We start from the raw sequence: 21,716 nt of genomic DNA, 5'->3' as shown, positions 1-21,716 counted from the left end.
CTAGTTAACTCCTTGATTTTTTATAATGGGAATTTTTATTAAAAATTGGCAACCACTAGGCTCGTTATGCTCAACGCTCAACTTACCTCTTAGTTGTTCAACCGACTCTTTAACTATGGTTAAGCCTAATCCACTGCCTTGCAGCGTAACATCTTTATTATGTTTACCTTGATAAAATGCGCCAAAAATCTGTGTTTTTTCTTGCTCTTTTATACCACAGCCATTATCTATTACTTTTATATTAAGCTGGCTTTGTTCAAGCGATATATCTATAGCTACATGCTGCCCTTGCTCTGAAAACTTTAAACCATTTGAAATGAGCTGTATTAAAATCATTTCTATTAATTCACTAGGCAAAGCCAGTGGCTTATTTGATAAGTTATTTTGCCACTGAAGAGTTTGATTTTTTGCCGTTAGACGATGTTCAAAATGACTATTAATTTTCTTAATTAAATAGCTAAACTCTACCTCGCTTAAACTGTCTTTACTGGTACGAATTGCATTGTAGCTAAGTAGGCTATCAATCATGGTTCGCAGGCGCACCATTGACTGGCTGATCAGCTCAAGGACTGCTTTTTGTTCATCGGTTATAGGGCCTACAATTTCATCACTTAAAAGATCAGTCCCTTCGACCATTGAAGCAAGCGGTGTTTTTAGCTCGTGTGTTACATGGCGTAAAAAGGTATCTTTTTGCTGTTCAAGTACATGTAGCTGCTCTTGCACCCACTGTAGTTTATTACCAAGTTCTACGAGCTCTGCAGAGCCATGTACGGCTATTTTTTGCTGCCAATGCCCTTGCCCTAACTTGTCGATTACTGACGTTAAACCCTTTAGGCGCTTACTAATACGCCATAAAAAACCGCCACCAACAACTAAAGTAAGCGGAATAAGTGCTACTAACCAATTAATAAATGAAGACTGCAGTGAAGAAAGCTCGTTTTGATTACTCTGTATTTGTGCTGCGTTTACGTCACGAAGCCATATAGTTTGCTCTGCTACTAAGTCGCTAATAGGTAAGAATAGCTCAGCTTGCTGCTGTTTTTCTTCGACTAATTGAGTATGAGCTGCTTGTAAGGTTTGCGCTAAACGCCGCCATTTAGCATTGTAATCGGCTGATGCACTAAGTTGAGTTAGCTCCTCAATTGTTTGCAGCGATGCTTGCCATTTATTTACTATTAACTCATCAAGAGATTCACTTTTTAAAACCCAGTTTTGCCGAGTCGCACGCTCTAAACTATTGAGATCTTGCTTTAAGGTGTTAAATGATTTGGTAACGAGGTAATTATTACTGACTATTTGCTGAGTAACGGCGAGTTGTTTATTAAGCGCATTCAAAAACACAATTACCACTAACGAAAGTGGTAATAAAGATAACAACATACTTATTACAAACTGACCGATTAAGTTAGGGCGCCAATTAAGTAATGCATGGTATTTTTTAGCCATAGTTGCTGGCATTGTGTTTAATCCTTTGCTTTTTAGTATCTATTATCAGGCTTTTACTTTATACACTGGCTGAATCAGTAATTATATTTAATACGTTCAAGCCCTATTACGCCTTAACTGTTGCCAAATGGCAACAACCTAAGCTATTGATATTGTAGCCATACAAAGCAATACAGTTAAAAGTGTTGCAAAAATCACACAAAGTTCTATAAAAACTTCCTATTTAAACACACCAAAAACTATAACCTATTGATAAGAAGCAAAAATAAATATTGGCATTGTTTTTGTAATAGCTAATCTAAATTTATTTAATAAGGAAATAATTATGAACAACCGCTTTTTAGTGATCTCATCATTAGCTGCTTTAGGCTTTTTAAGCGCAAGCGCCTTTGCAATGGACGTTCAAGCCACTTTTAATGAACTAGATAAAGACAGCAACGGTACTTTAAGTGAAGCCGAAGCTGGTGAAGACGCAGTGCTTCACGAAAATTTTTCGCAAATCGACACCAACCAAGATGGTCAGTTGTCGCTAAACGAATTCAAAAAGTTTATTCAATAACTCATTAAATAAGGAACGTGATTATGAAACAACTTATAGCCGCCTTTTCATTAATGTTTTTAGCCATTAGCGCAACAGTTTTAGCATCGCAGGTAAATGTTCGCTTTGCCCATTTAGACACAGACATGGACGGGCAAATTTCACTTGCTGAAGCAAAGCAAGACAAGGAAGTAATGAGACAATTTACTGATTTAGATGAAAACGACGATGAAAAAGTTTCAAAAAAAGAGTTTGAGAGTTTTAAACCATAACCAACACTCGCTAATTAAGTTTCACTTAAGATAGTTACTGTTAAAGTAGAATTAAAAGCATTTGCCATAATCCCTGAGGGAGTGTGTAAACGGATTTAATGTTGGGAATTAAATTACGGCAAGTGCTTTTTCTCTTTCCAGTAGCCAAATTAAAACACATCTTTTGGAAGGAATACCATGAAGATACTTACATTTGTATCAAGCCTATTTTTGCTTTTTAGCTTTAATGCCGCTGCACTTGATGTAAAACAACGCTTTGATCATCTCGATAGCAATAAAAGTGGCTACCTAACCCAAGATGAACTTGAACCTCAACCGCAACTTTTGAGCACGTTTGTGATGTGGGACAAGAACCAAGATAACCAAATTTCGTTAGTCGAATTTAAAAATTATCTCACCAATAACCTCTACTAAGTGATTTGTATGAAAAACATAAGCTATATGGCTCTCTTCGCGTTTAGTATTTTTAGCGCAGCTACATTTGCAGCCAACAACAATATTGCAGAGCAATTTAAAAAATTAGATAGAAACAAAAATGGCTTTTTATCTCGAGCAGAAACCGCAATAGATCCCGCCTTATGGTCACGCTTTGCAAGCTACGATAAAGACAAAGACAGCCGACTTTCACTTAGCGAATACGGCATATATGCAAGTAAGTAGTTATAGTTAGGTGATAAAACACCTAACTATATACCTTTATTTAATTATTCTAAGCTCACTGGATTCAATAAACTTTTCTCCAGTTACTAGAAATGTTTCTCCAGCAGGGCAGTTTTTCAAATATTTTTTACCTACAGGTTTTGAAGTAAGCGTGAAATCAATCCTAATATGAGTTAAGACAGGCTCTTTAGCTGTATTTGCAGCTGTTGGGAGCCAAGACCATGTATTTAAAGACTGTGCGGCTGCTTTATCGAATAATCCTTTAGGATATGAAGAGAGCACTTTATATCCTTGCGCCTTACCCTCAGAATTAATAATAGTAATGAGTTCTACACAACCTGCTAGATTTTTTCTTGCAGCTTCTACCGGATACCGTGGCTCTGTTCTTGTAGCAATTCCCCAATAATCTTTCACTTTATCGCGTAACTCAATACTCGATAAATCTATATAATCGAGCTTTTCAACACCTGATACATCTGTATGCTTTAATTTTTCTACATTTTTCTCTGCCGTAGATGTTGATCCACATGCCGTGAGCAATGTAGTCAATGGAAGTAATAAATAGAGGGCTTTCATAGCGTTTCCTTATGCTTATTCTTATTGATTTTTTTAAAGATACACATACTTTACCTGTTTCGCAAACAAACTATTCACAAATGCCATTATAAATATTCTAAAACAGTTATTGGTATTATAAATTTTGGTTTGCTAGTGTTAACGCACAAACAATAAAAAATAATACCTTATGCAACTAAAAACATTGATAAAACCACTGCTACTAGCAAGCATTTTAGCTAGTTCTTACCACGCGGTTGCTCAAACCAAAGTTATATTCAACGCAAACGGCTACACGCCTTTATACAAAGGTGAAGTACAGCAATTTTCTACCCTAGTTATTAAAAACGGTAAAGTAGTAAAACTAGGTGGCGAAGCGCTTAAAAATAGTTTTCCTGATGCGAAACTGATTGATGCGCATGGTAACACTTTGCTACCAGGTTTGATTGACGCGCACGGCCATGTAATTGGCCTTGGCGACAACTTATCGCAATTAGATGTACGAGGTGCAAAATCGGTTAAGGACGTTACCTCAAAATTAGAAGAGTTTGCAAAAGATAAACAAGGCTGGATCATAGGCCGAGGTTGGAACCAAGAACTTTGGAGCGATACCCGCTTTCCAACAGCTAAAGACTTAGACAAAATAGTTAACGACCGCCCAGTGGTTCTCTCTCGCGTTGACAGTCACGCTATTTGGGTAAATAGTAAAGCACTTGAACTTGCAGGTATAACCGCTACAACAAAAGCCCCTGAAGGCGGTGAAATAATAAAAGATGAGTTTGGCAATCCTACTGGCGTATTTGTTGATAAAGCCGAAGCGCTAATTACAAAACATATGCCAGCGCCTTCAAAAGACGATATTAGCAATTCACTAGATGCAGCCGGCAAGCACTTATTAAGTCTAGGCATTACCTCTACACACGATGCAGGCATTGATAAAACAACATGGCAAGTTTACAAAGAACGTGGTGACTTGGGTAACTTACCACTTAGAATTGTGGCTATGTTAAGCGGTGCAAGCCCAGATTTAGAAGAAATGCTAAAAGCAGGCCGCTACCACGATAAAAATGACTTTATGGAAATTCGTAGTGTAAAAGTATATGCCGATGGCGCATTAGGCTCTCGTGGCGCTGCTCTTATTGAAGAGTATGCGGACAGAGCAGGTCATCATGGCTTAATGCTTGAAACACAGCAAAAGCTAGAATCTATTTTTACTCAAAGCTTTAAAAGCGGCTTTAGTGCAAATACGCACGCTATTGGCGATAAAGCAAATAAGGTAGTACTAGATGCCTATCAAAACGTATTTAAAAAAACCGGCGGAATACTTCTTCGAAACCGTATAGAGCATGCACAAATTGTAACGCCTGACGATATTCCTCGCTTCAAAACATTAAAAATAATTCCATCTATGCAGCCTGTGCATGCAACATCAGATATGCACATGGCAGAGCAGCGTCTAACTGACAAACAGCTAAGTGGCGCTTATGCTTGGCAAACATTTCTAAAACAAGGTTCGGTAGTGGCTGCAGGGTCAGATTACCCCGTAGAACTTGCCAACCCGTTCGATGGTTTGTATTCAGCTATCACACGAATGGATCATAATAAACTGCCTAAAAATGGCTGGCGTGCAAGTGAAGTGTTAAGCAGAGAAGATGCCTTACGTGCATTCACATTAGGGGGGGCCTATGCAGCGCACCAAGAGTTTAAAGTTGGTAGCTTAGAGCAAGGTAAATGGGCTGACTTTATTTTAATAGACAAAGATTACTTTAAAGTACCCGTTGAAGAAATTTACAATACCCATGTATTACAAACATGGATTGCCGGAAAGCTTAAATACGAAAAAGAGGTAAGCGGTAAATAAAACCAAAAAAGGGTTAACGTTTGAAGTTAACCCTTTTTAGCACTATCGAGTGGTTTAGCTTTTAGCTGAAACCACTTTTGGCTGGCGATATAATTTAAAAATGTGATACATGTTTACTAGCGCAAGTAGGCCATTAGTAAAAATGACAGGTACGGCACCAATTGCCACACCATAAGCTGTAAAAACAATACAGCCAAACATATTATACCAACGTAGTTTAACTACATCGGTCATTGTTAACGATGCAACCAACAAAGCTGATGCAATATAACCTAAATATTCCCAACTCAATTGTTCTCTCCTAGGCTTTAGGTTAGCATTACATTACTGCTAACTTATTGCACTTATAAGTATTGCAAAGTATTAAATAAAAAAGCTAACTTGCATAAAAACCCAAAAAAGTTTGCTGGTGGTTGCCAACAACTTTCTAAACCATTACACGGGAAATGAAGGTAAAATAATACAATTAGCAAAGCTAAATGTAATTGCAAGTTAGCGTAAATTCTTAGAGCTTTAATGTTAACGTCATTAAGGTGTAATAAATAGGACAATTGTCCGAAGAGCATATTGATGTTTCAATACCATTTTTCTAGTTATCTTGTTGAGCAACTTCTTACCTTTGCGGGTAGTAGTTATCAGCAATCAAAAAAAGAAGTGCTGATCCACCAAGATCAGCCCTTAAGCAAGCTTGTACTTGTGCGCAGTGGCACTGTGTCGTTTAGTTACGATGTAGGCAATGGACGCCGCCTGCTGTTAGGTCAATTGGATTGCAATAATACGTTAATAGGCGAAATAGAAGCGCTTAACAATAACCCATGTATTTATACTGTTACGTGTTTTAGTGATGTAACCTATAACTTAATTGAATTACGACACTGGCGAGCATTATTACTCGAAAAGCCAGAACTTAGCTTATACACGGCACAAACTATCGCGGCTAAGTTTCAGGAAAACCAAAAAATCAATTTAGATAAGCTATTACTCCCCCTGAGCTACAACATAGCTAAAGATTGCTTATTAAGAGCCGAGAATAACAACCCTACGCTGCTAAGAGCCTATCCCACAGTAAATGCCGAAGCCGAACGTTTTGCTACCACTGAGCGCGCGTACAGGCGTGTTGTGACAGAGCTCGTTGAAAAAAATCTAGTGCAAAGAAGTACGCACGGCTTACAGGCGGTCGATATTCCTAAACTTAGCGAATATGTTGATAGCTTTGCTCAACTTTAAATTCTTTAAAATTTATCCATAAAAAAAGGCCTTAACGGCCTTTTTTTATGGATAAATTACATACTACTTTTCTAGTAAAATATCGTGAATCTTCGCAAGGTCTGATTTACCTTCAATGATTTCATCTGGCGTTAAACCCGATAGCTCATGCGGGAACACTAACCATTCTTCCGACTCATGAATGTAGTAATCAGGGATTGTATCTACTTTAGAGTTTTTTGGTTTGTAGTACGGGCATGCAATACGAATATCGCTAGGGAGATTTAAGCGCATTAACTCAGAAAGTTTTTCTTTAAGGGCTACAATACTGCGGCCTGAGTCAAATACGTCATCAACAATCAATAGCGAATCACCTGCGTTAGCATTTTCTACAATGTAATGTAGACCGTGAACTTTAATCTCTTTTGATTGCTTACCAATGCCGTAATAAGACGAAGTACGTACAGCAATATGATCTGTTTCAATGCCTTTGTAATCGTAATACTCTTGCACAGCAATACCAATTGGTGCACCACCTCGCCAAATACCAATAATAAAGTCTGGACGAAAGCCGTCTTTATAAACTTGTGCCGCTACGCGGAATGAATCTTCAAGTAGCTGTTGAGCTGTGATGTAGCACTTATCTGACATAGTTTGAACCCCAGTGGTGAGTATAACATTTGAGTGAAGGCGCTTTAGCCAATAAATAAACACTCAAACAGGTATTGGCGCAGGATTTTACCGCAAATAAAAAAAAATTGCTTGTAAGTAAATAATAAAATAGGCACCAAAAGGTGCCTATATAAAGTATTAAAAGCTCATTTTACGTAATATTAAGCTTTTTCTAACAAGGTACGCGCAACTGTTCTCATACCCTGTGTCGTTGCACCCGCAGCCCATTGACTGGTGCTGCCCATATTAAATGCAGCAGCTAAATCTATGTGTACCCATCCTTTACCGTCATTTGGTACAAAGCGTGATAAAAAGCCAGCTGCATTTGATGCGCCGCCGTAGCCGCCACCCTTTTGAGCTCGGCTATTAGCGGTATCAGCGTAAGGTGACGGGCAATTTTGTTGATGCCATTTTTCAAGTGGTAATGGCCATGCCGCTTCCATTTCTTGAGACGCAAAATCTTCTACTTCACGAGCAAGTTCTTTATCTAGTGCAAATAATGCGTTGTACTCTTGGCCAACAGCAACAAGTGCAGCGCCTGTTAACGTAGCTGCATCAATAATTAATGGTGCACCCGTTTCGCCTGCAGCCATTAGGCCATCGGCAAGTACTAAGCGCCCCTCTGCATCGGTATTTACAATTTCAACCGTCGTGCCGTTTTTGTAAGTTAAAATATCGCCTAACTTGTATGCATGACCAGAGATTAAGTTCTCTGCACAACATAAAAATAGCTTAATGCGTTTTTCTACACCACGGTTAATAGCCAATGCTAAACCTGCGGTTACCGTTGCTGCACCGCCCATGTCGCACTTCATACCAAGCATACCTTCGCTTGACTTGATTGAATAACCGCCTGAGTCAAATGTAATACCTTTACCTACAAGGGCTGCACTTACTGGTGCATTTTCATCACCTGTAGGGTTGTAATCAAGCTCAAGTAATACTGGTGGGCGAACACTACCACGGCCAACAGCGTGAATACCAATCCACTGCTGCTCTAATAATGCATCACCTTTAATAATTTGGTAGCTTACGTGCTCAGGCGCTAATGATTGAATAAACTCAGCGGCTTTTTCAGCAAGGCTCTCAGGGTAAATGTCATCAGCTGTGCCGTTTACCATTTCACGTGCCCAGGTAGCCGAGGCTTTTAAATGTGCAAGCTCTTTAATATCTGACTGTGCGTTATCTGTAAATTCAACACCATCTAATAACTTTGGTGTTACAAAGCCTTGGTAAAAAGCCCACTGGCTTTCGGTGCACCATGCATCGCCTGCTAATACAACGCTTTTAACGCCTTGGTTAGCAATAGTACGCGCTGCTTTTTGAACATTTTTTAATGTTTCTTGCTCAGATAAATGAACCGTTGCGCCTTGCTCGTTAAAAGACAACGTGGCGCTTTCGCCCCAATGACTCGGTGCTGCTTGTTCGCTTAGTTGAACAACAAATTTTTCACTCATGTTAGAATACCCTTGCACTTAAATGTGCCAACGAGTTTACTATAGTGCGCACAAGTTCCCAACAGCTTGAGATAAATAACATAAACCAACGTACCAGCTGCGTTTAGTATTGGAATATTTAATGAAATACAGCCCGGCCCTACAGAGCGCGACCTTATTAAAGCGCTACAAACGTTTTTTAGCCGACCTACAACTTAAAGATGGCAGCGAGTTTACCGCTCATTGTGCCAACACAGGCAAAATGACTGGCTGTGCAGAACCTGGATTTAGCGCTTTTTATTCAACCAGCGATAACACCAAGCGAAAATACCCACAATCATTAGAGCTGACCAAAAATAATTTATCGCAACTTATTTGTGTAAATACAGCCATTGCTAATAAAGTGGTTGAAGAGGCTATAAACAACAATGTTATTACTGAGCTTAACGGCTATGAGCAACTACAAAGCGAAGTAAAGTACGGCAGTGAAAATAGCCGTATAGACTTTTTACTTACCGATAGCAGTAAAAGTGATTGCTACGTTGAAGTAAAGTCGGTCACATTACTAAGTCAAAGCGACCCCCAAAGTGGTCAAGGCTATTTTCCGGATGCGCAAACGCTGCGTGGGCAAAAACATATTCGCGAACTCATAGAAATGATCGAACAAGGCCACCGAGCAGTATTACTGTTCGCTGTATTGCATGAAGGGATAAATAAAGTGAGCGGTGCTGCGCATATAGATGAAAAATATAATGCCTTGCTAAACTACGCTATTAGTAAAGGTGTTGAGGTTTTAGTTTATAAAGCAAGCATTAGTGCCAATGAAGTAATACTCAATGAGAAAATTGCATTTATAGCTAACTCGTAAAAATATGAGTCTATAATGCTTAAAATTAAAAATTTAACTTGTTTTTAAACTTTTTGCCCATACTAATAGGCAAGTTTTAGAAAGCGAAAACACGGCTATTAAAAGGACAATTAGCAATAAAAGTGCTTTTTAGTCGCAAAATATGGTTGAAGCTAATTCGATTAATCAAAAATAAATTTGCCTAGGGTATAAGATTCTGCTATTTATACCGCCGGCTAATGCTGAGGCATTAAATTAAGGATTTAGGAGAGAGTTATGCCAGACCAAAAAAGACATGGTTTATTGGCTCAGGCCGGTTTAGAACCATACCAAGAAAAGCCGGGCGAAGAGTATATGAATGAAGCACAACGTGCTCATTTTAAAGCGATTTTAGAAGCATGGCGCAACGACTTACGTAACGAAGTTGACCGCACAAAATCGCATATGCAAGACGAAGCTGCTAACTTTCCTGATCCAGTTGACCGCGCTGCGCAAGAAGAAGAGTTCTCTTTAGAACTAAGAACTCGTGACCGCGAACGTAAACTGATCAAAAAAATTGAAAAAACAATCAATTTAATTAAAGAAGATGATTTTGGCTTTTGTGAATCATGTGGCATCGAAATTGGCATTCGCCGCTTAGAAGCGCGCCCAACTGCTGATTTATGTGTAGATTGTAAAACACTTGCAGAAATCAAAGAAAAACAAGCTGGACGCGGTTAATTAACCAATATTAATTAACTATGTCTCCTACAGCCGTTACCACGCCTTTGCGTGACTATCGCGGTCGTTTCGCACCGTCTCCTTCTGGGCCATTACATTTTGGCTCACTTGTGGCGGCTGTGGGTAGCTTTCTTGATGCTAAAGCTAACCAAGGAAAGTGGTTAGTACGCATAGAAGACATAGATACTACGCGCGTGGTCAAAAACGCCGACTCCGATATTTTACATACCCTACAAGCTTATGCCCTGAACTGGGATGAACCCGTTGTATATCAAACGCAGCGCTTAGATTTATACCAAGATGTTACTCAGACACTTTTAAAACAAAACCTTATTTATGCATGTCGTTGTACGCGTAAACAAATAAAAGCCATTGGTGGTATTTATCAAGGGTATTGCAAGTCACTTAATCATGATACAACTACAGGTGCACTTCGCCTTACTCAGCAGTACCCCACTACTCATTTTAGCGATTTAATTCAAGGTGATATAAACGTAAATAAAGCCCTCGCCTTTGAAGATTACCTTATAAAGCGAAGTGATGGATTATTTGCATACCAGCTTGTTGTTGTTGTCGATGATATTGACCAAGGTATAAATCGTATTGTTAGAGGTGCTGATTTAATAGAGCCAACAGCAAGGCAAATAAGTTTATTTAAACAACTTAACAGCCCTATCCCTGAGTTTGCCCATTTACCTTTAGCGGTGGCAGAGCCAGGCTTTAAACTTTCTAAACAAAATTACGCACCCGCAATCAGTACACAAAACCCAAAACCGGCTTTGATTAGCGCGTTTGAATTTTTAGGTTTGCCCATCAACGCTGATTTAATGGATTTAAATATTGAACAATTAATTGCGTGGGGAATTAAAAACTTTAGCTTAAGGCAAGTACCTAAAGTGCCCGAAATACAAATTTCTCAACATCCTACTCATCAAGCAGTCCAATTTACGCATTTAAGCAAATAAAATAGCTAAAAACGGCTTAATTTCAACACATCAACTTAATTTTTAAACCCTGCTGGTATATGATAGCCGCCTAAATATATGCTAATTATGTTAAGCAGCCAGTAATACGTTTTAACGCCTATACTTGCTGCAGTTTTGATTGCAATACAGAGCCAATCAACACCTTCTGTAGGAGACAGATTATTATTTCCAAGCTTTTTCAATTTTGCAGGCAGATTATTGGCCCAAGTACCAATACTGAAAGTGCCACTGTAAGTAGCGAACCGCTAGTGATCCCGCGTGGTGAGCACGGTATTTCTCGCAAACAATTTAGCCCAAATGCAATCAAAGTATTATACCGCTTAAAAGATGGCGGTTACGATGCCTACCTCGTTGGTGGTTGTATTCGCGATATATTGTTAGGTCAACAGCCAAAAGATTTTGACGTAGTAACAAATGCAACGCCTGATCAGGTAAAAAAGCTTTTTAGAAACTGTCGCCTTATTGGCCGCCGCTTTCGTTTAGCGCACATTGTTTTTGGTCGCGAAATTATTGAAGTAGCCACAATGCGCGGGCACCATGAAGCGCAAGAAGACAAAAACCAAGTAAGCCAATCAAGTAACGAAGGGCAATTATTGCGCGACAACGTTTTTGGTAGCATTGAAGAAGACGCAGAGCGCCGTGACTTTTCAATCAACGCTTTGTATTACTCAATTAACGATTTTAGCATTCACGATTACGCTAACGGCTTAGCTGCAATTAAAGCAAAGCAAATTGAGCTAATTGGCGATCCTGAAACACGTTACCGTGAAGACCCTGTTCGTATGCTACGAGCGGTACGCTTTGCTACAAAACTTGATATGAGCATTGCACCTAATAGCGAAAAGCCAATTACTGCACTTGCCAGCTTACTTGATAACATTCCGCCTGCGCGTTTGTTTGAAGAAGTACTTAAACTGTTTTTAAACGGTAAAGCCGAAGCTAACTTTTTAATGTTACGCCAATACGGTTTATTTAAGTCGCTATTTCCTGAACTTGATAAAATTTTAGATAAAAACCCTGACGGTCTTGAAACTGCATTTGTTCAGCAAATGTTTCAAAATACCGATAAACGCATAAATGCTGATAAAAAAGTAACACCCGCTTTTGTATTTGCCGCGTTACTATGGTTTCCGCTACTTGAACGTACTAAAAAGATTCAAAACCAAGAGCAACTTTCTGAATATGACGCTTTTGCACAAGCAATGAATAAAGTACTCAGCGAAAACTCACAGCATATTGCTGTACCAAAACGCTTTACCTTAGGGGCCCGCGATATTTGGCATATTCAGCACCGTTTAGATAAACGAGCAGGCCAACGAGCTTACAGGCTAACGCAACAGCCTCGCTTTAAAGCAGCTTATGACTTTTTATTATTGCGCGTAGATGCAGGCGAAACACAACACAGCGAATTAGCGCAGTGGTGGACTCAATACTTAAGCCAAGATATTAACGGTCAAAAAGAGATGGTTAAAAACTTAGGCCATCAAGGTGGACCTAAGCCACGTAAACGCCCTCGTCGCCGTAATACAAAAAAGCCAACTGAGTAGAAACATGCAGTGTGTTTATTTGGGTTTAGGGGCCAACCTAAACTCACCAAAAGAGCAGCTTGATAACGCAGTAACAGCGCTTAAAAAGCTGCCTAATTGCGAATTTATAAGCGTATCGCATTACTATGCAAGTAAACCTATGGGCCCGCAAGATCAGCCCGATTACGTTAACGCAGTAGCCTGTATAAAAACATCCCTTGAGCCAGAGCAATTACTTGATTTAACTCAAGCAATTGAACTTGAGCACGGCCGTGTTAGAAAGGCGCAGCGTTGGGGGCCGCGCACGCTAGACATAGACACGCTACTTTTTGGCCAGCAGATTATTAATACGACCCGTTTAACGGTGCCACATTATGGTTTATGCGAACGTGAGTTTGTAGTTTATCCGTTACTAGAACTTGCACCCGAACTTATTTTACCAAGCGGTATTGCATTAAAAACCATTGCAGATGGTTTACCGCTCAACGACCTACAACAATTACCTCTGTAATTAACCAAGGCTTTAGCCTGCGAGGAATATTATGTCTAAAATAACCGTGTCTACTTTAAATAAAATGAAAGCAGAAAATAACAAAATCACTGCGCTAACGGCCTACGATGCCAGCTTTGCTAAGTTATTTCATGATAACGGCGTAGAAGTTATTTTAGTGGGTGATTCGTTAGGTATGGTACTTCAAGGTGGCGACGACACACTTGGTGTAACTAATCAAGATATCGCCTATCACACACGTTGTGTACGCGCAGGTAGCCGTGAGCTATTTGTTATTGCCGATTTACCATTTATGACCTATTCAAGTGTAAGTGACACCTGTAAAAATGCCGCAGAGCTAATGCGTGCTGGCGCTAACATGGTAAAGCTTGAAGGTGGCGAATGGCTATACGACAGCATTAAAACGCTCACTCAACAAGGTATTCCGGTATGTGGTCATTTAGGACTAACACCGCAATCAGTGCATGTATTTGGTGGTTTTAAAATTCAAGGCCGCGAAGACGACAAAGCGCAAAAAATGATTGATGATGCAAAAGCGCTTGAAGCTGCTGGCGCGCAATTATTAGTACTTGAGTGTATTCCAAGTGCCCTTGCTAAACGTATTACTGATGCGATTAACATACCTACTATTGGTATTGGCGCAGGAAGTTTAACCGATGGTCAAATATTAGTAATGCACGACCTTGTGGGTATTTCAGCAGGTTATATCCCTAAATTTTCTAAAAACTTTTTGCTCGAAACTGGCAACATGCCACAAGCCGTTCAAAAATATTGTACAGACGTTAAAAGTGGCGCGTTCCCTAGCGCCGAACACGAGTTTAAATAATGCAGTCAATTACAGAAATCAAATCATTACGTAGTCAAATCAAAGCATGGCGCCAAGCAGGTCTTAGCGTGGCATTAGTGCCCACCATGGGTAACTTACACCGCGGCCATTTTTCGCTTGTAGAAAAAGCAAAAACATTGGCCGATAAGGTAGTCGTAAGCATTTTTGTAAATCCAATGCAATTTGGCGCAAATGAAGATTTAGATAACTACCCGCGTACACTCAATGAAGATAAACAAGGTCTTGCCGACCTTGAAACAGATATTGTATTTACCCCAAACGTAGAGACCATTTACCCTAACGGTTTAGGCGCACAGAGCTTTGTTGACGTACCTGATGTGTCTATGGGCTATTGCGGAGGCTCACGCCCAGGGCACTTTAGAGGTGTCGCAACGGTGGTTACTAAGCTATTTAATTTAGTACAACCAGATTACGCCTGCTTTGGTGAAAAAGACTTCCAGCAACTGCAAGTTATTAAAACCATGACTCGAGACTTATCAATACCGGTTGAAGTTATTGGTGTTCCTACGATGCGAGAAGTATCAGGCCTTGCCATGAGCTCGCGTAACGGTTACCTATCGGCTGCTCAAAAAGCGACGGCTACAGTACTTTTTAAAACCTTAAACGAGTGCGCAGAGCAAATAAAAAGCGGTAATAAAGATTTTATTGCACTGAGTAATAGCGCTAAGCAAAACTTAGAAGCGGCAGGTCTAAAACCTGACTATTTTGAGATAGCTCAACGAGATACATTAAAAGCTGCTACACTCGATGATACACAATTTGTTATTTTAGCCGCAGCCTTTTTAGGCAGTGTTAGATTAATAGACAACTTACAAGTTGTTATTTAATACCTGTTCGCTTAATTAAGTGATCTATTGTGAGGGTGGAAAAACGTGTTGATAGTTAGGCAATAAATTTGCTATTTGGTTGTTTTGGGCAATTGCTTCTGCATTGCTCTACCTTCTGCATCCACGCAATCGTAAATAAGAATTTTTTACGCAGGTAGCGACACGTTTAGCCCCACAAAATGATTAAGTATGATTGCGGGTTGGTTTAACACTTTAGCGAGCGACTTTAAGGATAAGATAAGCATGCAAACTTTAATAAAATCAAGCGTAGTTGCCCTAACCTTCGTATTATTAGCTGGTTGTCAAAACCAAATTGAAAACCCTGAGATGAAGCAGTGTGCTCAACAAAACTATCAGTGCGAAACCAGCTGTGAGCAACAAACAACAGCCCAAAGCTTAAAAAAGCAAGTATGCTCAGCTAAATGTGTAGAAAGCTATAACCAGTGTAAAATACAAGCCGAAAAATTAGGTAATATATAATTTAGCTTTAGATTATAGATACAAAAAAACCGCTCATTGAGCGGTTTTTTTATTAGCTAATAATTTATATTATAAACCAAGCTTTTTAAGTTCAACTTCTACTAACTTAGCTGATAGTGGTACGTAACCATCTTTTTCAACGATTTGTTGACCGTCTTTAGAAAGTACCATTTTTAAGAACTCAGCTTCAATTGGCGAAAGTGGCTTATTAGGGTGCTTGTTTACATAAAGGTATAAAAAGCGCGACAGAGGGTATTTACCTTGCGCAACGTTTTCAAGTGTTGCATCTACAAAGTTAGTGCCTTTTTTAGCTAGTGGCACAGTACGTACACCTGACGTTTTGTAACCAATACCTGAGTAACCAATAGCGTTTAATGACGAAGAGATTGACTGCACTACAGATGCAGACCCAGGTTGCTCGTTTACGTTGTTACGGAAATCACCTTTACATAGTGCTTTCTTTTTAAAGTAACCGTAAGTACCAGATACAGAGTTACGTCCGTATAATTGGATATCTTTTGCAGCCCAGTCGCCAGTTAAGCCAACATCACTCCAACGGTTAACTTGCTCAGACGCACCACATTTACGAGTAGAAGAAAAAACAGCATCAACTTGGTCAATGCGTAAGCCTTCAATTGGGTTATCTTTGTGTACAAATACCGCGAGTGCATCAATTGCTACACGTACTTCAGTTGGTTTGTAACCGTAACGCTTTTCGAACGCTTCAATTTCTTTTGATTTCATTTTACGGCTCATAGGTCCCATGTTTGAGGTACCTTCGGTTAGAGCCGGTGGAGCAGTTGAAGAACCTGCAGCCTGAATTTGAATGTTTACATTTGGGTAAATACGCTTGTACTCTTCAGCCCAAAAAGTCATCATGTTGGCTAAAGTGTCAGAACCTACAGATGAAAAGTTACCTGAAACACCGTTAATTTTTTGATATTCAGGAATTGCGTTATCAAGTGCAACAGCCTGCGCAGATACTAAAGTTGTAACAGCCACACCCATTGCGGCAACTAAATTTTTAAATTTCATGTGGGGTTCTCCGATTTGTTCGTCCCATTTTCTAACTGCCGTCTACTCTAAAGTGAGTAGATGACAGTTACATTACTCTTAAATGACACTTTTATGACTTTGATTTTTTACGCTTGTGGAACTATCTTATCTATTGAAAATTCAAAAGAAAAACAAGACCCTTTACCAACTACGCTACTAATATTTAATTGGCTATCATGCCTTGTAAGCACATGTTTTGTGATCGCAAGCCCTAAACCTGAGCCACCTGTTGTTCTACTGCGAGCTTTATCGACGCGGTAAAAGCGCTCGGTTAAACGGTTTATATGCTCAGGCGCAATACCATCGCCATTATCATTTACGCTAAAACAGGCATGATTATTTTTACGCTGCCAAGTTACTTCAATTTTTCCACCGGGTTTAGTGTAATGAATTGCGTTAAATACTAAGTTAGAAAATGCGCTGCGTAGCTCATCCTCTGCCCCTTTAATATCTAAAGTGGTATCTATATTAAAAATTAGTTCGTGGCCTTTATCTTGGTTAATCGATTGCGCTTCGGTTTGAATATAACCAAGTAGCTGAGGTACATTTACTGCTTTATCGCTGTCTTGACGACGAGCGCCTTCAATTCGCGATAGCGATAGAAGCTGATTAACTAAGCTATCCATGCGCTTACATTGCTCAAGCATGGTATTTTGTGCTTTATTCCACATAGCTGGTGGTGGCATCATATCGCCATCCATCATTTCTAGGTAACCTGTCACTACCGTAAGCGGCGTGCGCAGCTCGTGCGATACATTGGCAACAAAGTCTTTGCGCATTTGTTCAAGCTGCTTTAAACGTGTTACATCACGCACAACAACCATAAGCTGAGTACTTGCGTACGGCATTACCCTAAACTCGAGCACTTGCTCTATTGCATGACCATTATCAAGTTCTAATGGCTCCTCAAACTGACCACGGTGCATGTATTTTGCAAATTTAGGTTCGCGTATTAAGTTATCTAAGCGCTGACCATGATCTGTAGGCCATTGCAGGCCTAATACCTTAAGCGCTAACTGATTACACCACACAATACTTAAATCGTTTTGTAGTACTACAACTGCATCGGGTACCGCTTCAGCGCCATCACGAAATCGCCTAATTAAATCAGCAAGTTCGTTACGCTTTTTACGATTGCGATGTTGTAAATGATATATACCTTCAAACACTTGCTCCCACGCGCCCTCACCCTCAGGCGGATTAAAGCTGCGTTGATTTAAGAGCCAATCACTCAAACGATAAAGTTGATGGTAGTGCCATACAAGAAGGGAAGTTGTGCCTAAAAATAAAAGCAAAAATGGTGCGCCAACTAGCACACCAATTAATAGTAAGGGTAAAAAATAAATAAACAGGCGCTTTGCTAACGCCTGCTTGTTAACAACTCGATACATACACTCACTTTACCTTAGAGTAGTACTTTACAAGCAAGCAAAGCTGTAAGTACGTTATAATTTGCTTGAAAAACGATAACCTGCGCCACGTACAGTTTGTACTAAACGGTCATGTCCAAGTGGTGCAATCGCTTTACGCAAGCGACGAATATGCACATCAACAGTACGGTCTTCAACGTATACGTTAGTACCCCAAACATGATCTAGCAGTTGTTCACGGCTATACACACGCTCTGGGTGGGTCATAAAAAAGTGTAATAATCTAAATTCGGTTGGGCCCATATCAAGCTCGCTTCCCTCAGAGGTTACACGATGCGAGATAGGATCTAAACGAAGACCATGAACTTCTATCGCTTCTTCTAATGACGTTGGCGAAACACGGCGAATAACCGCTTTAATACGCGCCATAAGCTCTTTAGGTGAAAACGGTTTAGTCACGTAATCATCTGCGCCAACTTCAAGGCCGCGAACTTTATCTTCTTCTTCGCCGCGAGCAGTAAGCATAATTATAGGAATTTGACGAGTATATTCACTTTGCTTAAACTTTTTAGCAATTTGAATACCGCTGCCGCCTGGCAACATCCAATCAAGTAAAACCATGTCTGGGTAAGGTTCTACCATTGCAGCAATGGCAGAGTCGTAATCTTCTGCTTCAATTGCCTGAAATCCATTTTGCTCTAAAACAAAAACCAACATCTCCCTGATAGGAGCTTCGTCATCTACGACTAGTACTTTACGTGACATTCCAAATTATCTCTTACGCTATCGAATTAGTTTTCATTATTATGACTAAGTATGACATTTTTATGAAAGTGTAACGTGTAAATTAAAATCGTGGTAAAAAAAATACAAATTAGTGACAAAAACCCTCATTAACGTCATATTTTTAAAAACATTTTAATTATTAATGCCGTTAAAAACATATTTTAAAGCGATGACAGTTTTATTTCGTTTAGGATAAACAGATCTTTTTAATGGGATCATCACTTTACTAACTTAGCTTATAAACTTTTGCTTTTGCCCAACATTAATGGATGCATGTAACCATTCGCTCAAAAAATAGATCGGCTTTTTACTAAGAGCTAAGTGAAAGATCAGAATTTTACCAAGCTGATCGGTGTTGAGATCAGAGTTTTACTTAGTAAAAACGCTAAGCAACTGATTATTTGTATAAATAAAAAACGATCTGATTATTTATAATGCCAAAACCGCCTTAATATAGGCTGTGCTTAGTAAATTGATGATCCAAAATTAGATGTGTTAGTAAATGCGTGATCCCAAATAACCGGGTTAGTAATACAGTGATCTCAGCATAATAAAATTAATAGGCATTAAAAAAGCCAGCAACTAAGTTACTGGCTTTTGAAAAAATCGCTTATAAGAGCGTATTATCTAATTTTTGGGTCTAGTTCGCCGCTTAAGTATTTAAGGTGCATTTCATCGAGTGAAATTGGCTTAATTTTACTTGCCTGCCCTGCTGTGCCAAACGAGTTGTAACGCGCTACACAAATCTCTGTCATTGCTTTTGTAGCGTCTGCTAAGTATTTACGCGGGTCAAAGTTAGATGGGTTAAGCGCCATATGGCGGCGAATAGCACCGGTAGAGGCTAAACGTAAGTCTGTATCTATATTTACCTTGCGAACGCCAAACTTAATACCTTCTACAATTTGCTCTACTGGTACACCGTAAGTTTCAGGAATTTCGCCACCGTATTGATTTATGATCTCTAACCACTCTTGTGGTACAGACGACGATCCATGCATTACTAAATGCGTATCAGGAATACGTGCGTGAATCTCTTTAATACGATCAATTGCTAAAATATCATCCGTTGGCGGGCGCGTAAATTTGTAAGCCCCGTGTGAAGTACCACAAGCAATAGCAAGGGCATCAACATGGGTTTTATTTACAAAGTCTGCAGCTTCTTCAGGGTTGGTAAGCATTTGGTCAGTCGTTAGTTTACCTTCTGCGCCTACACCATCTTCTTCGCCGGCTTCACCTGTTTCAAGTGAGCCAAGTACACCTAACTCGCCTTCTACCGATACGCCACACGCGTGCGCCATCGCAACAGTTTCGCGTGTTACTTCTACATTGTATTCGTAGCTTGAAGGGGTTTTACCATCGCTCATTAATGAGCCATCCATCATTACAGATGAAAAACCTAGTTGAATTGAGCGTTGGCAAACACCGGGAGAGGTGCCGTGATCTTGGTGCATTACAACGGGGATATGTGGCCATTCTTCAACGGCTGCTAAAATCATGTGGCGGATAAATGGAGCACCAGCATAAGCACGTGCGCCTGCTGATCCTTGAACAATTACTGGGCTGTTTGTTTTATCAGCCGCTTCCATTATTGCGCGCATTTGCTCTTGGTTATTCACGTTAAAGGCTGGAACGCCGTAACCGTGTTCAGCTGCATGATCTAAAAGTTGTCGCATACTGATTAAAGCCATTGGGTATTCTCCAATTTATCGACAGCAGTCTCCTACCATCTAGTTTGAACGGATTTGTTAGTTTGGCGTTTAAATAACACCACGAAAAATCACTGCTTCGCAGCAAAGTTCCGTCAAAATTAATTATTAAATTAGGGTGAGAGGTATTTAATAATTAATTGTTGGCGAGGGTTTCCCCTCACCTTACACGGCTAAATAAATTTATTTAGCGCGCGACTCTAGCATTTCTACTGCTGGAAGTTTTTTGCCTTCTAAAAACTCTAAGAACGCACCACCACCGGTAGAAATGTAAGAAACCTTATCGGCAATGCCGTATTTATCAATTGCAGCTAAGGTATCACCGCCACCAGCAATTGAAAATGCTTTTGAATTTGCAATTGCTTGTGCAATAGCGCGCGTGCCATTACCAAACTGATCAAACTCAAATACGCCAACAGGGCCATTCCACACTACAGTACCTGCATTTGCTATAATTTTAGCAAGTTGACTGGCTGTATCTGGGCCAATATCAAAAATCATATCGTCGCTTGTCACTTCGCTTACATCTTTAAGCGTAGCAACAGCTGAGTCAGAAAACTCATTACCTACTACAACATCGGTAGGAACCGGAATTTCGCCATCGTTTGCTTTAGCTGCTGCACATAAACGATTTGCTTCGTCCATTAAATCAGCCTCGTAAAGTGATTTACCAACCGGATGACCTGCTGCTGCAATAAAGGTATTAGCAATACCACCGCCAGTTACTAGCTGGTCAACGATTTTAGAAAGCGAGTCTAAAACGGTTAATTTAGTTGATACTTTTGAGCCACCAACAATAGCAACTAATGGGCGAGCTGGGTTATCAAGTGCTTTACCTAATGCTTCAAGTTCAGCCGATAATAGCGGTCCTGCACAGGCTACATCTGCAAATAAGCCAACGCCATGCGTAGAGGCTTGTGCACGGTGAGCCGTACCAAATGCATCCATTACATACACATCACACAGTGCTGCAAGTTGTTTTGATAACGCTTCATCGTTTTTCTTCTCGCCTTTGTTAAAGCGCACGTTTTCAAATACAACGACTTCGTTATCGGCAACATCAACGCCGTTTAGGTAATCTTTTTCAAGACGTACTGTTTGCTCTAGGGCATCGTTTAGGTAATCAGCTACAGGTGCAAGCGAAAACGCTTCATCGTATTCCCCTTCAGTAGGACGGCCAAGGTGTGACATAACCATTACTTTAGCGCCTTTCTCAAGCGCTAATTTAATAGTCGGTAGCGCTGCACGAATACGCGCATCTGACGTCACTTTACCTGCTTTCACTGGTACATTTAAATCTTCACGAATTAATACGCGTTTGCCGTTTAAATCTAAATCTGCCATTTTTATGACCGACATGAACATCTCCTTAGTTAACGATTCTTGAACCTGAAAAATATATTTAAAA

At 39.9% G+C, this 21,716-nt stretch carries 24 protein-coding genes; 14 read left to right on the top strand and 10 right to left on the bottom strand.

The window, feature by feature from the left end; genetic code table 11:
* Nucleotides 1–1,458: a HAMP domain-containing sensor histidine kinase gene (locus J8L71_RS02340; protein WP_210999093.1), complete on the bottom strand. Its 1,458-nt coding sequence runs from the start codon at nucleotides 1,456–1,458 to the stop codon at nucleotides 1–3.
* A gap of 313 nt (nucleotides 1,459–1,771) precedes the next feature.
* Between J8L71_RS02340 and J8L71_RS02335 the strand changes: the two genes are divergently transcribed.
* From J8L71_RS02335 to J8L71_RS02320, 4 genes are all read left to right on the top strand, one after another.
* A complete protein-coding gene (locus tag J8L71_RS02335; protein ID WP_210999092.1) occupies nucleotides 1,772–2,005 on the top strand; it encodes an EF-hand domain-containing protein in 234 nt (77 codons plus the stop codon).
* Nucleotides 2,006–2,028: 23 nt separating this feature from the next.
* The gene (locus J8L71_RS02330) at nucleotides 2,029–2,256 is read left to right on the top strand and encodes a hypothetical protein (RefSeq protein ID WP_210999091.1); all 228 of its coding nucleotides are present in this window, start codon (nucleotides 2,029–2,031) and stop codon (nucleotides 2,254–2,256) included.
* 177 nt (nucleotides 2,257–2,433) lie between these two features.
* On the top strand, nucleotides 2,434–2,670 hold the full coding sequence (locus J8L71_RS02325; protein WP_058547155.1) for an EF-hand domain-containing protein: 237 nt from the start codon (nucleotides 2,434–2,436) through the stop codon (nucleotides 2,668–2,670).
* A gap of 9 nt (nucleotides 2,671–2,679) precedes the next feature.
* Nucleotides 2,680–2,916: a calcium-binding protein gene (locus J8L71_RS02320; protein ID WP_058547154.1), complete on the top strand. Its 237-nt coding sequence runs from the start codon at nucleotides 2,680–2,682 to the stop codon at nucleotides 2,914–2,916.
* Nucleotides 2,917–2,952: 36 nt separating this feature from the next.
* Here the strand turns inward: J8L71_RS02320 and J8L71_RS02315 are convergent, their stop codons facing one another.
* Complete coding sequence (locus J8L71_RS02315) at nucleotides 2,953–3,492, bottom strand: energy transducer TonB (protein WP_210999090.1); 540 nt, start codon at nucleotides 3,490–3,492, stop codon at nucleotides 2,953–2,955.
* 169 nt (nucleotides 3,493–3,661) lie between these two features.
* On the opposite strand from J8L71_RS02315, the gene J8L71_RS02310 reads away from it, so the two are divergent.
* A complete protein-coding gene (locus J8L71_RS02310) occupies nucleotides 3,662–5,332 on the top strand; it encodes an amidohydrolase (protein WP_210999089.1) in 1,671 nt (556 codons plus the stop codon).
* Between the two features lie 54 nt (nucleotides 5,333–5,386).
* Here J8L71_RS02310 and J8L71_RS02305 read toward each other — a convergent pair whose 3' ends face one another.
* Nucleotides 5,387–5,623, bottom strand: coding sequence for a YgjV family protein (locus J8L71_RS02305; RefSeq protein ID WP_210999088.1), 237 nt, complete (start codon nucleotides 5,621–5,623; stop codon nucleotides 5,387–5,389).
* A gap of 279 nt (nucleotides 5,624–5,902) precedes the next feature.
* Here J8L71_RS02305 and J8L71_RS02300 point away from each other — a divergent pair, with 279 nt between their 5' ends.
* Nucleotides 5,903–6,559, top strand: coding sequence for a cyclic nucleotide-binding domain-containing protein (locus J8L71_RS02300; protein WP_210999087.1), 657 nt, complete (start codon nucleotides 5,903–5,905; stop codon nucleotides 6,557–6,559).
* A 63-nt stretch (nucleotides 6,560–6,622) separates the two neighbouring features.
* Here J8L71_RS02300 and J8L71_RS02295 read toward each other — a convergent pair whose 3' ends face one another.
* On the bottom strand, nucleotides 6,623–7,189 hold the full coding sequence (locus J8L71_RS02295) for a phosphoribosyltransferase family protein (RefSeq protein ID WP_058547149.1): 567 nt from the start codon (nucleotides 7,187–7,189) through the stop codon (nucleotides 6,623–6,625).
* Nucleotides 7,190–7,371: 182 nt separating this feature from the next.
* Nucleotides 7,372–8,667 carry an aminopeptidase PepB gene (pepB, locus tag J8L71_RS02290; protein WP_210999086.1) on the bottom strand — a complete coding sequence of 432 codons (1,296 nt, stop codon included), beginning with the start codon at nucleotides 8,665–8,667 and terminating at the stop codon, nucleotides 7,372–7,374.
* Between the two features lie 121 nt (nucleotides 8,668–8,788).
* Here pepB and sfsA point away from each other — a divergent pair, with 121 nt between their 5' ends.
* From sfsA to J8L71_RS02250, 8 genes are all read left to right on the top strand, one after another.
* Nucleotides 8,789–9,514 (top strand): DNA/RNA nuclease SfsA, encoded by a 726-nt coding sequence (gene sfsA / locus J8L71_RS02285; protein ID WP_210999085.1) that lies wholly within the window; start codon nucleotides 8,789–8,791, stop codon nucleotides 9,512–9,514.
* A 255-nt stretch (nucleotides 9,515–9,769) separates the two neighbouring features.
* Nucleotides 9,770–10,213: an RNA polymerase-binding protein DksA gene (dksA, locus tag J8L71_RS02280; RefSeq protein ID WP_058547146.1), complete on the top strand. Its 444-nt coding sequence runs from the start codon at nucleotides 9,770–9,772 to the stop codon at nucleotides 10,211–10,213.
* A gap of 20 nt (nucleotides 10,214–10,233) precedes the next feature.
* The gene (gluQRS, locus tag J8L71_RS02275) at nucleotides 10,234–11,178 is read left to right on the top strand and encodes a tRNA glutamyl-Q(34) synthetase GluQRS (RefSeq protein ID WP_210999084.1); all 945 of its coding nucleotides are present in this window, start codon (nucleotides 10,234–10,236) and stop codon (nucleotides 11,176–11,178) included.
* 269 nt (nucleotides 11,179–11,447) lie between these two features.
* Nucleotides 11,448–12,746, top strand: a complete 1,299-nt coding sequence (pcnB, locus tag J8L71_RS02270; protein WP_210999083.1) for a polynucleotide adenylyltransferase PcnB — start codon at nucleotides 11,448–11,450, stop codon at nucleotides 12,744–12,746.
* A gap of 4 nt (nucleotides 12,747–12,750) precedes the next feature.
* The gene (gene folK / locus J8L71_RS02265; protein ID WP_210999082.1) at nucleotides 12,751–13,236 is read left to right on the top strand and encodes a 2-amino-4-hydroxy-6-hydroxymethyldihydropteridine diphosphokinase; all 486 of its coding nucleotides are present in this window, start codon (nucleotides 12,751–12,753) and stop codon (nucleotides 13,234–13,236) included.
* Between the two features lie 31 nt (nucleotides 13,237–13,267).
* A complete protein-coding gene (gene panB / locus J8L71_RS02260) occupies nucleotides 13,268–14,062 on the top strand; it encodes a 3-methyl-2-oxobutanoate hydroxymethyltransferase (protein WP_138683340.1) in 795 nt (264 codons plus the stop codon).
* Nucleotides 14,062–14,910 (top strand): pantoate--beta-alanine ligase, encoded by an 849-nt coding sequence (gene panC, locus J8L71_RS02255; RefSeq protein ID WP_210999081.1) that lies wholly within the window; start codon nucleotides 14,062–14,064, stop codon nucleotides 14,908–14,910. The genes panB and panC overlap by 1 nt, the downstream gene beginning before the upstream one ends.
* 243 nt (nucleotides 14,911–15,153) lie before the next feature.
* Nucleotides 15,154–15,390, top strand: a complete 237-nt coding sequence (locus J8L71_RS02250) for a hypothetical protein (protein ID WP_210999080.1) — start codon at nucleotides 15,154–15,156, stop codon at nucleotides 15,388–15,390.
* Nucleotides 15,391–15,459: 69 nt separating this feature from the next.
* Here J8L71_RS02250 and J8L71_RS02245 read toward each other — a convergent pair whose 3' ends face one another.
* The 5 genes from J8L71_RS02245 to J8L71_RS02225 all read right to left on the bottom strand — a co-directional run bounded on the left by J8L71_RS02245 (nucleotide 15,460) and on the right by J8L71_RS02225 (nucleotide 21,667).
* Complete coding sequence (locus J8L71_RS02245; protein WP_210999079.1) at nucleotides 15,460–16,425, bottom strand: phosphate ABC transporter substrate-binding protein PstS family protein; 966 nt, start codon at nucleotides 16,423–16,425, stop codon at nucleotides 15,460–15,462.
* A gap of 107 nt (nucleotides 16,426–16,532) precedes the next feature.
* On the bottom strand, nucleotides 16,533–17,837 hold the full coding sequence (phoR, locus tag J8L71_RS02240) for a phosphate regulon sensor histidine kinase PhoR (RefSeq protein WP_210999078.1): 1,305 nt from the start codon (nucleotides 17,835–17,837) through the stop codon (nucleotides 16,533–16,535).
* A gap of 54 nt (nucleotides 17,838–17,891) precedes the next feature.
* A complete protein-coding gene (gene phoB / locus J8L71_RS02235) occupies nucleotides 17,892–18,581 on the bottom strand; it encodes a phosphate regulon transcriptional regulator PhoB (protein ID WP_058547137.1) in 690 nt (229 codons plus the stop codon).
* A gap of 644 nt (nucleotides 18,582–19,225) precedes the next feature.
* Nucleotides 19,226–20,290 (bottom strand): class II fructose-bisphosphate aldolase, encoded by a 1,065-nt coding sequence (fba, locus tag J8L71_RS02230; RefSeq protein WP_210999077.1) that lies wholly within the window; start codon nucleotides 20,288–20,290, stop codon nucleotides 19,226–19,228.
* Nucleotides 20,291–20,491: 201 nt separating this feature from the next.
* The gene (locus J8L71_RS02225) at nucleotides 20,492–21,667 is read right to left on the bottom strand and encodes a phosphoglycerate kinase (protein ID WP_210999076.1); all 1,176 of its coding nucleotides are present in this window, start codon (nucleotides 21,665–21,667) and stop codon (nucleotides 20,492–20,494) included.
* Nucleotides 21,668–21,716 lie beyond the last annotated feature (49 nt).

Source organism: Pseudoalteromonas sp. MMG007, from assembly GCF_018100985.1.
GTDB lineage: Bacteria > Pseudomonadota > Gammaproteobacteria > Enterobacterales > Alteromonadaceae > Pseudoalteromonas.
This window is presented reverse-complemented; position numbering and strand designations above follow the sequence as displayed.

Bases quoted from the DNA above. Each gene is read 5' to 3' on its own strand.
- J8L71_RS02340 (WP_210999093.1), bottom strand. From the start codon at position 1,458: ATGCCAGCAACTATGGCTAAAAAATACCATGCATTACTTAATTGGCGC.
- J8L71_RS02335 (WP_210999092.1), top strand. From the start codon at position 1,772: ATGAACAACCGCTTTTTAGTGATCTCATCATTAGCTGCTTTAGGCTTT.
- J8L71_RS02330 (WP_210999091.1), top strand. From the start codon at position 2,029: ATGAAACAACTTATAGCCGCCTTTTCATTAATGTTTTTAGCCATTAGC.
- J8L71_RS02325 (WP_058547155.1), top strand. From the start codon at position 2,434: ATGAAGATACTTACATTTGTATCAAGCCTATTTTTGCTTTTTAGCTTT.
- J8L71_RS02320 (WP_058547154.1), top strand. From the start codon at position 2,680: ATGAAAAACATAAGCTATATGGCTCTCTTCGCGTTTAGTATTTTTAGC.
- J8L71_RS02315 (WP_210999090.1), bottom strand. From the start codon at position 3,492: ATGAAAGCCCTCTATTTATTACTTCCATTGACTACATTGCTCACGGCA.
- J8L71_RS02310 (WP_210999089.1), top strand. From the start codon at position 3,662: ATGCAACTAAAAACATTGATAAAACCACTGCTACTAGCAAGCATTTTA.
- J8L71_RS02300 (WP_210999087.1), top strand. From the start codon at position 5,903: ATGTTTCAATACCATTTTTCTAGTTATCTTGTTGAGCAACTTCTTACC.
- J8L71_RS02295 (WP_058547149.1), bottom strand. From the start codon at position 7,189: ATGTCAGATAAGTGCTACATCACAGCTCAACAGCTACTTGAAGATTCA.
- pepB (WP_210999086.1), bottom strand. From the start codon at position 8,667: ATGAGTGAAAAATTTGTTGTTCAACTAAGCGAACAAGCAGCACCGAGT.
- sfsA (WP_210999085.1), top strand. From the start codon at position 8,789: ATGAAATACAGCCCGGCCCTACAGAGCGCGACCTTATTAAAGCGCTAC.
- dksA (WP_058547146.1), top strand. From the start codon at position 9,770: ATGCCAGACCAAAAAAGACATGGTTTATTGGCTCAGGCCGGTTTAGAA.
- gluQRS (WP_210999084.1), top strand. From the start codon at position 10,234: ATGTCTCCTACAGCCGTTACCACGCCTTTGCGTGACTATCGCGGTCGT.
- folK (WP_210999082.1), top strand. From the start codon at position 12,751: ATGCAGTGTGTTTATTTGGGTTTAGGGGCCAACCTAAACTCACCAAAA.
- panB (WP_138683340.1), top strand. From the start codon at position 13,268: ATGTCTAAAATAACCGTGTCTACTTTAAATAAAATGAAAGCAGAAAAT.
- panC (WP_210999081.1), top strand. From the start codon at position 14,062: ATGCAGTCAATTACAGAAATCAAATCATTACGTAGTCAAATCAAAGCA.
- J8L71_RS02250 (WP_210999080.1), top strand. From the start codon at position 15,154: ATGCAAACTTTAATAAAATCAAGCGTAGTTGCCCTAACCTTCGTATTA.
- J8L71_RS02245 (WP_210999079.1), bottom strand. From the start codon at position 16,425: ATGAAATTTAAAAATTTAGTTGCCGCAATGGGTGTGGCTGTTACAACT.
- phoR (WP_210999078.1), bottom strand. From the start codon at position 17,837: ATGTATCGAGTTGTTAACAAGCAGGCGTTAGCAAAGCGCCTGTTTATT.
- phoB (WP_058547137.1), bottom strand. From the start codon at position 18,581: ATGTCACGTAAAGTACTAGTCGTAGATGACGAAGCTCCTATCAGGGAG.
- fba (WP_210999077.1), bottom strand. From the start codon at position 20,290: ATGGCTTTAATCAGTATGCGACAACTTTTAGATCATGCAGCTGAACAC.
- J8L71_RS02225 (WP_210999076.1), bottom strand. From the start codon at position 21,667: ATGTCGGTCATAAAAATGGCAGATTTAGATTTAAACGGCAAACGCGTA.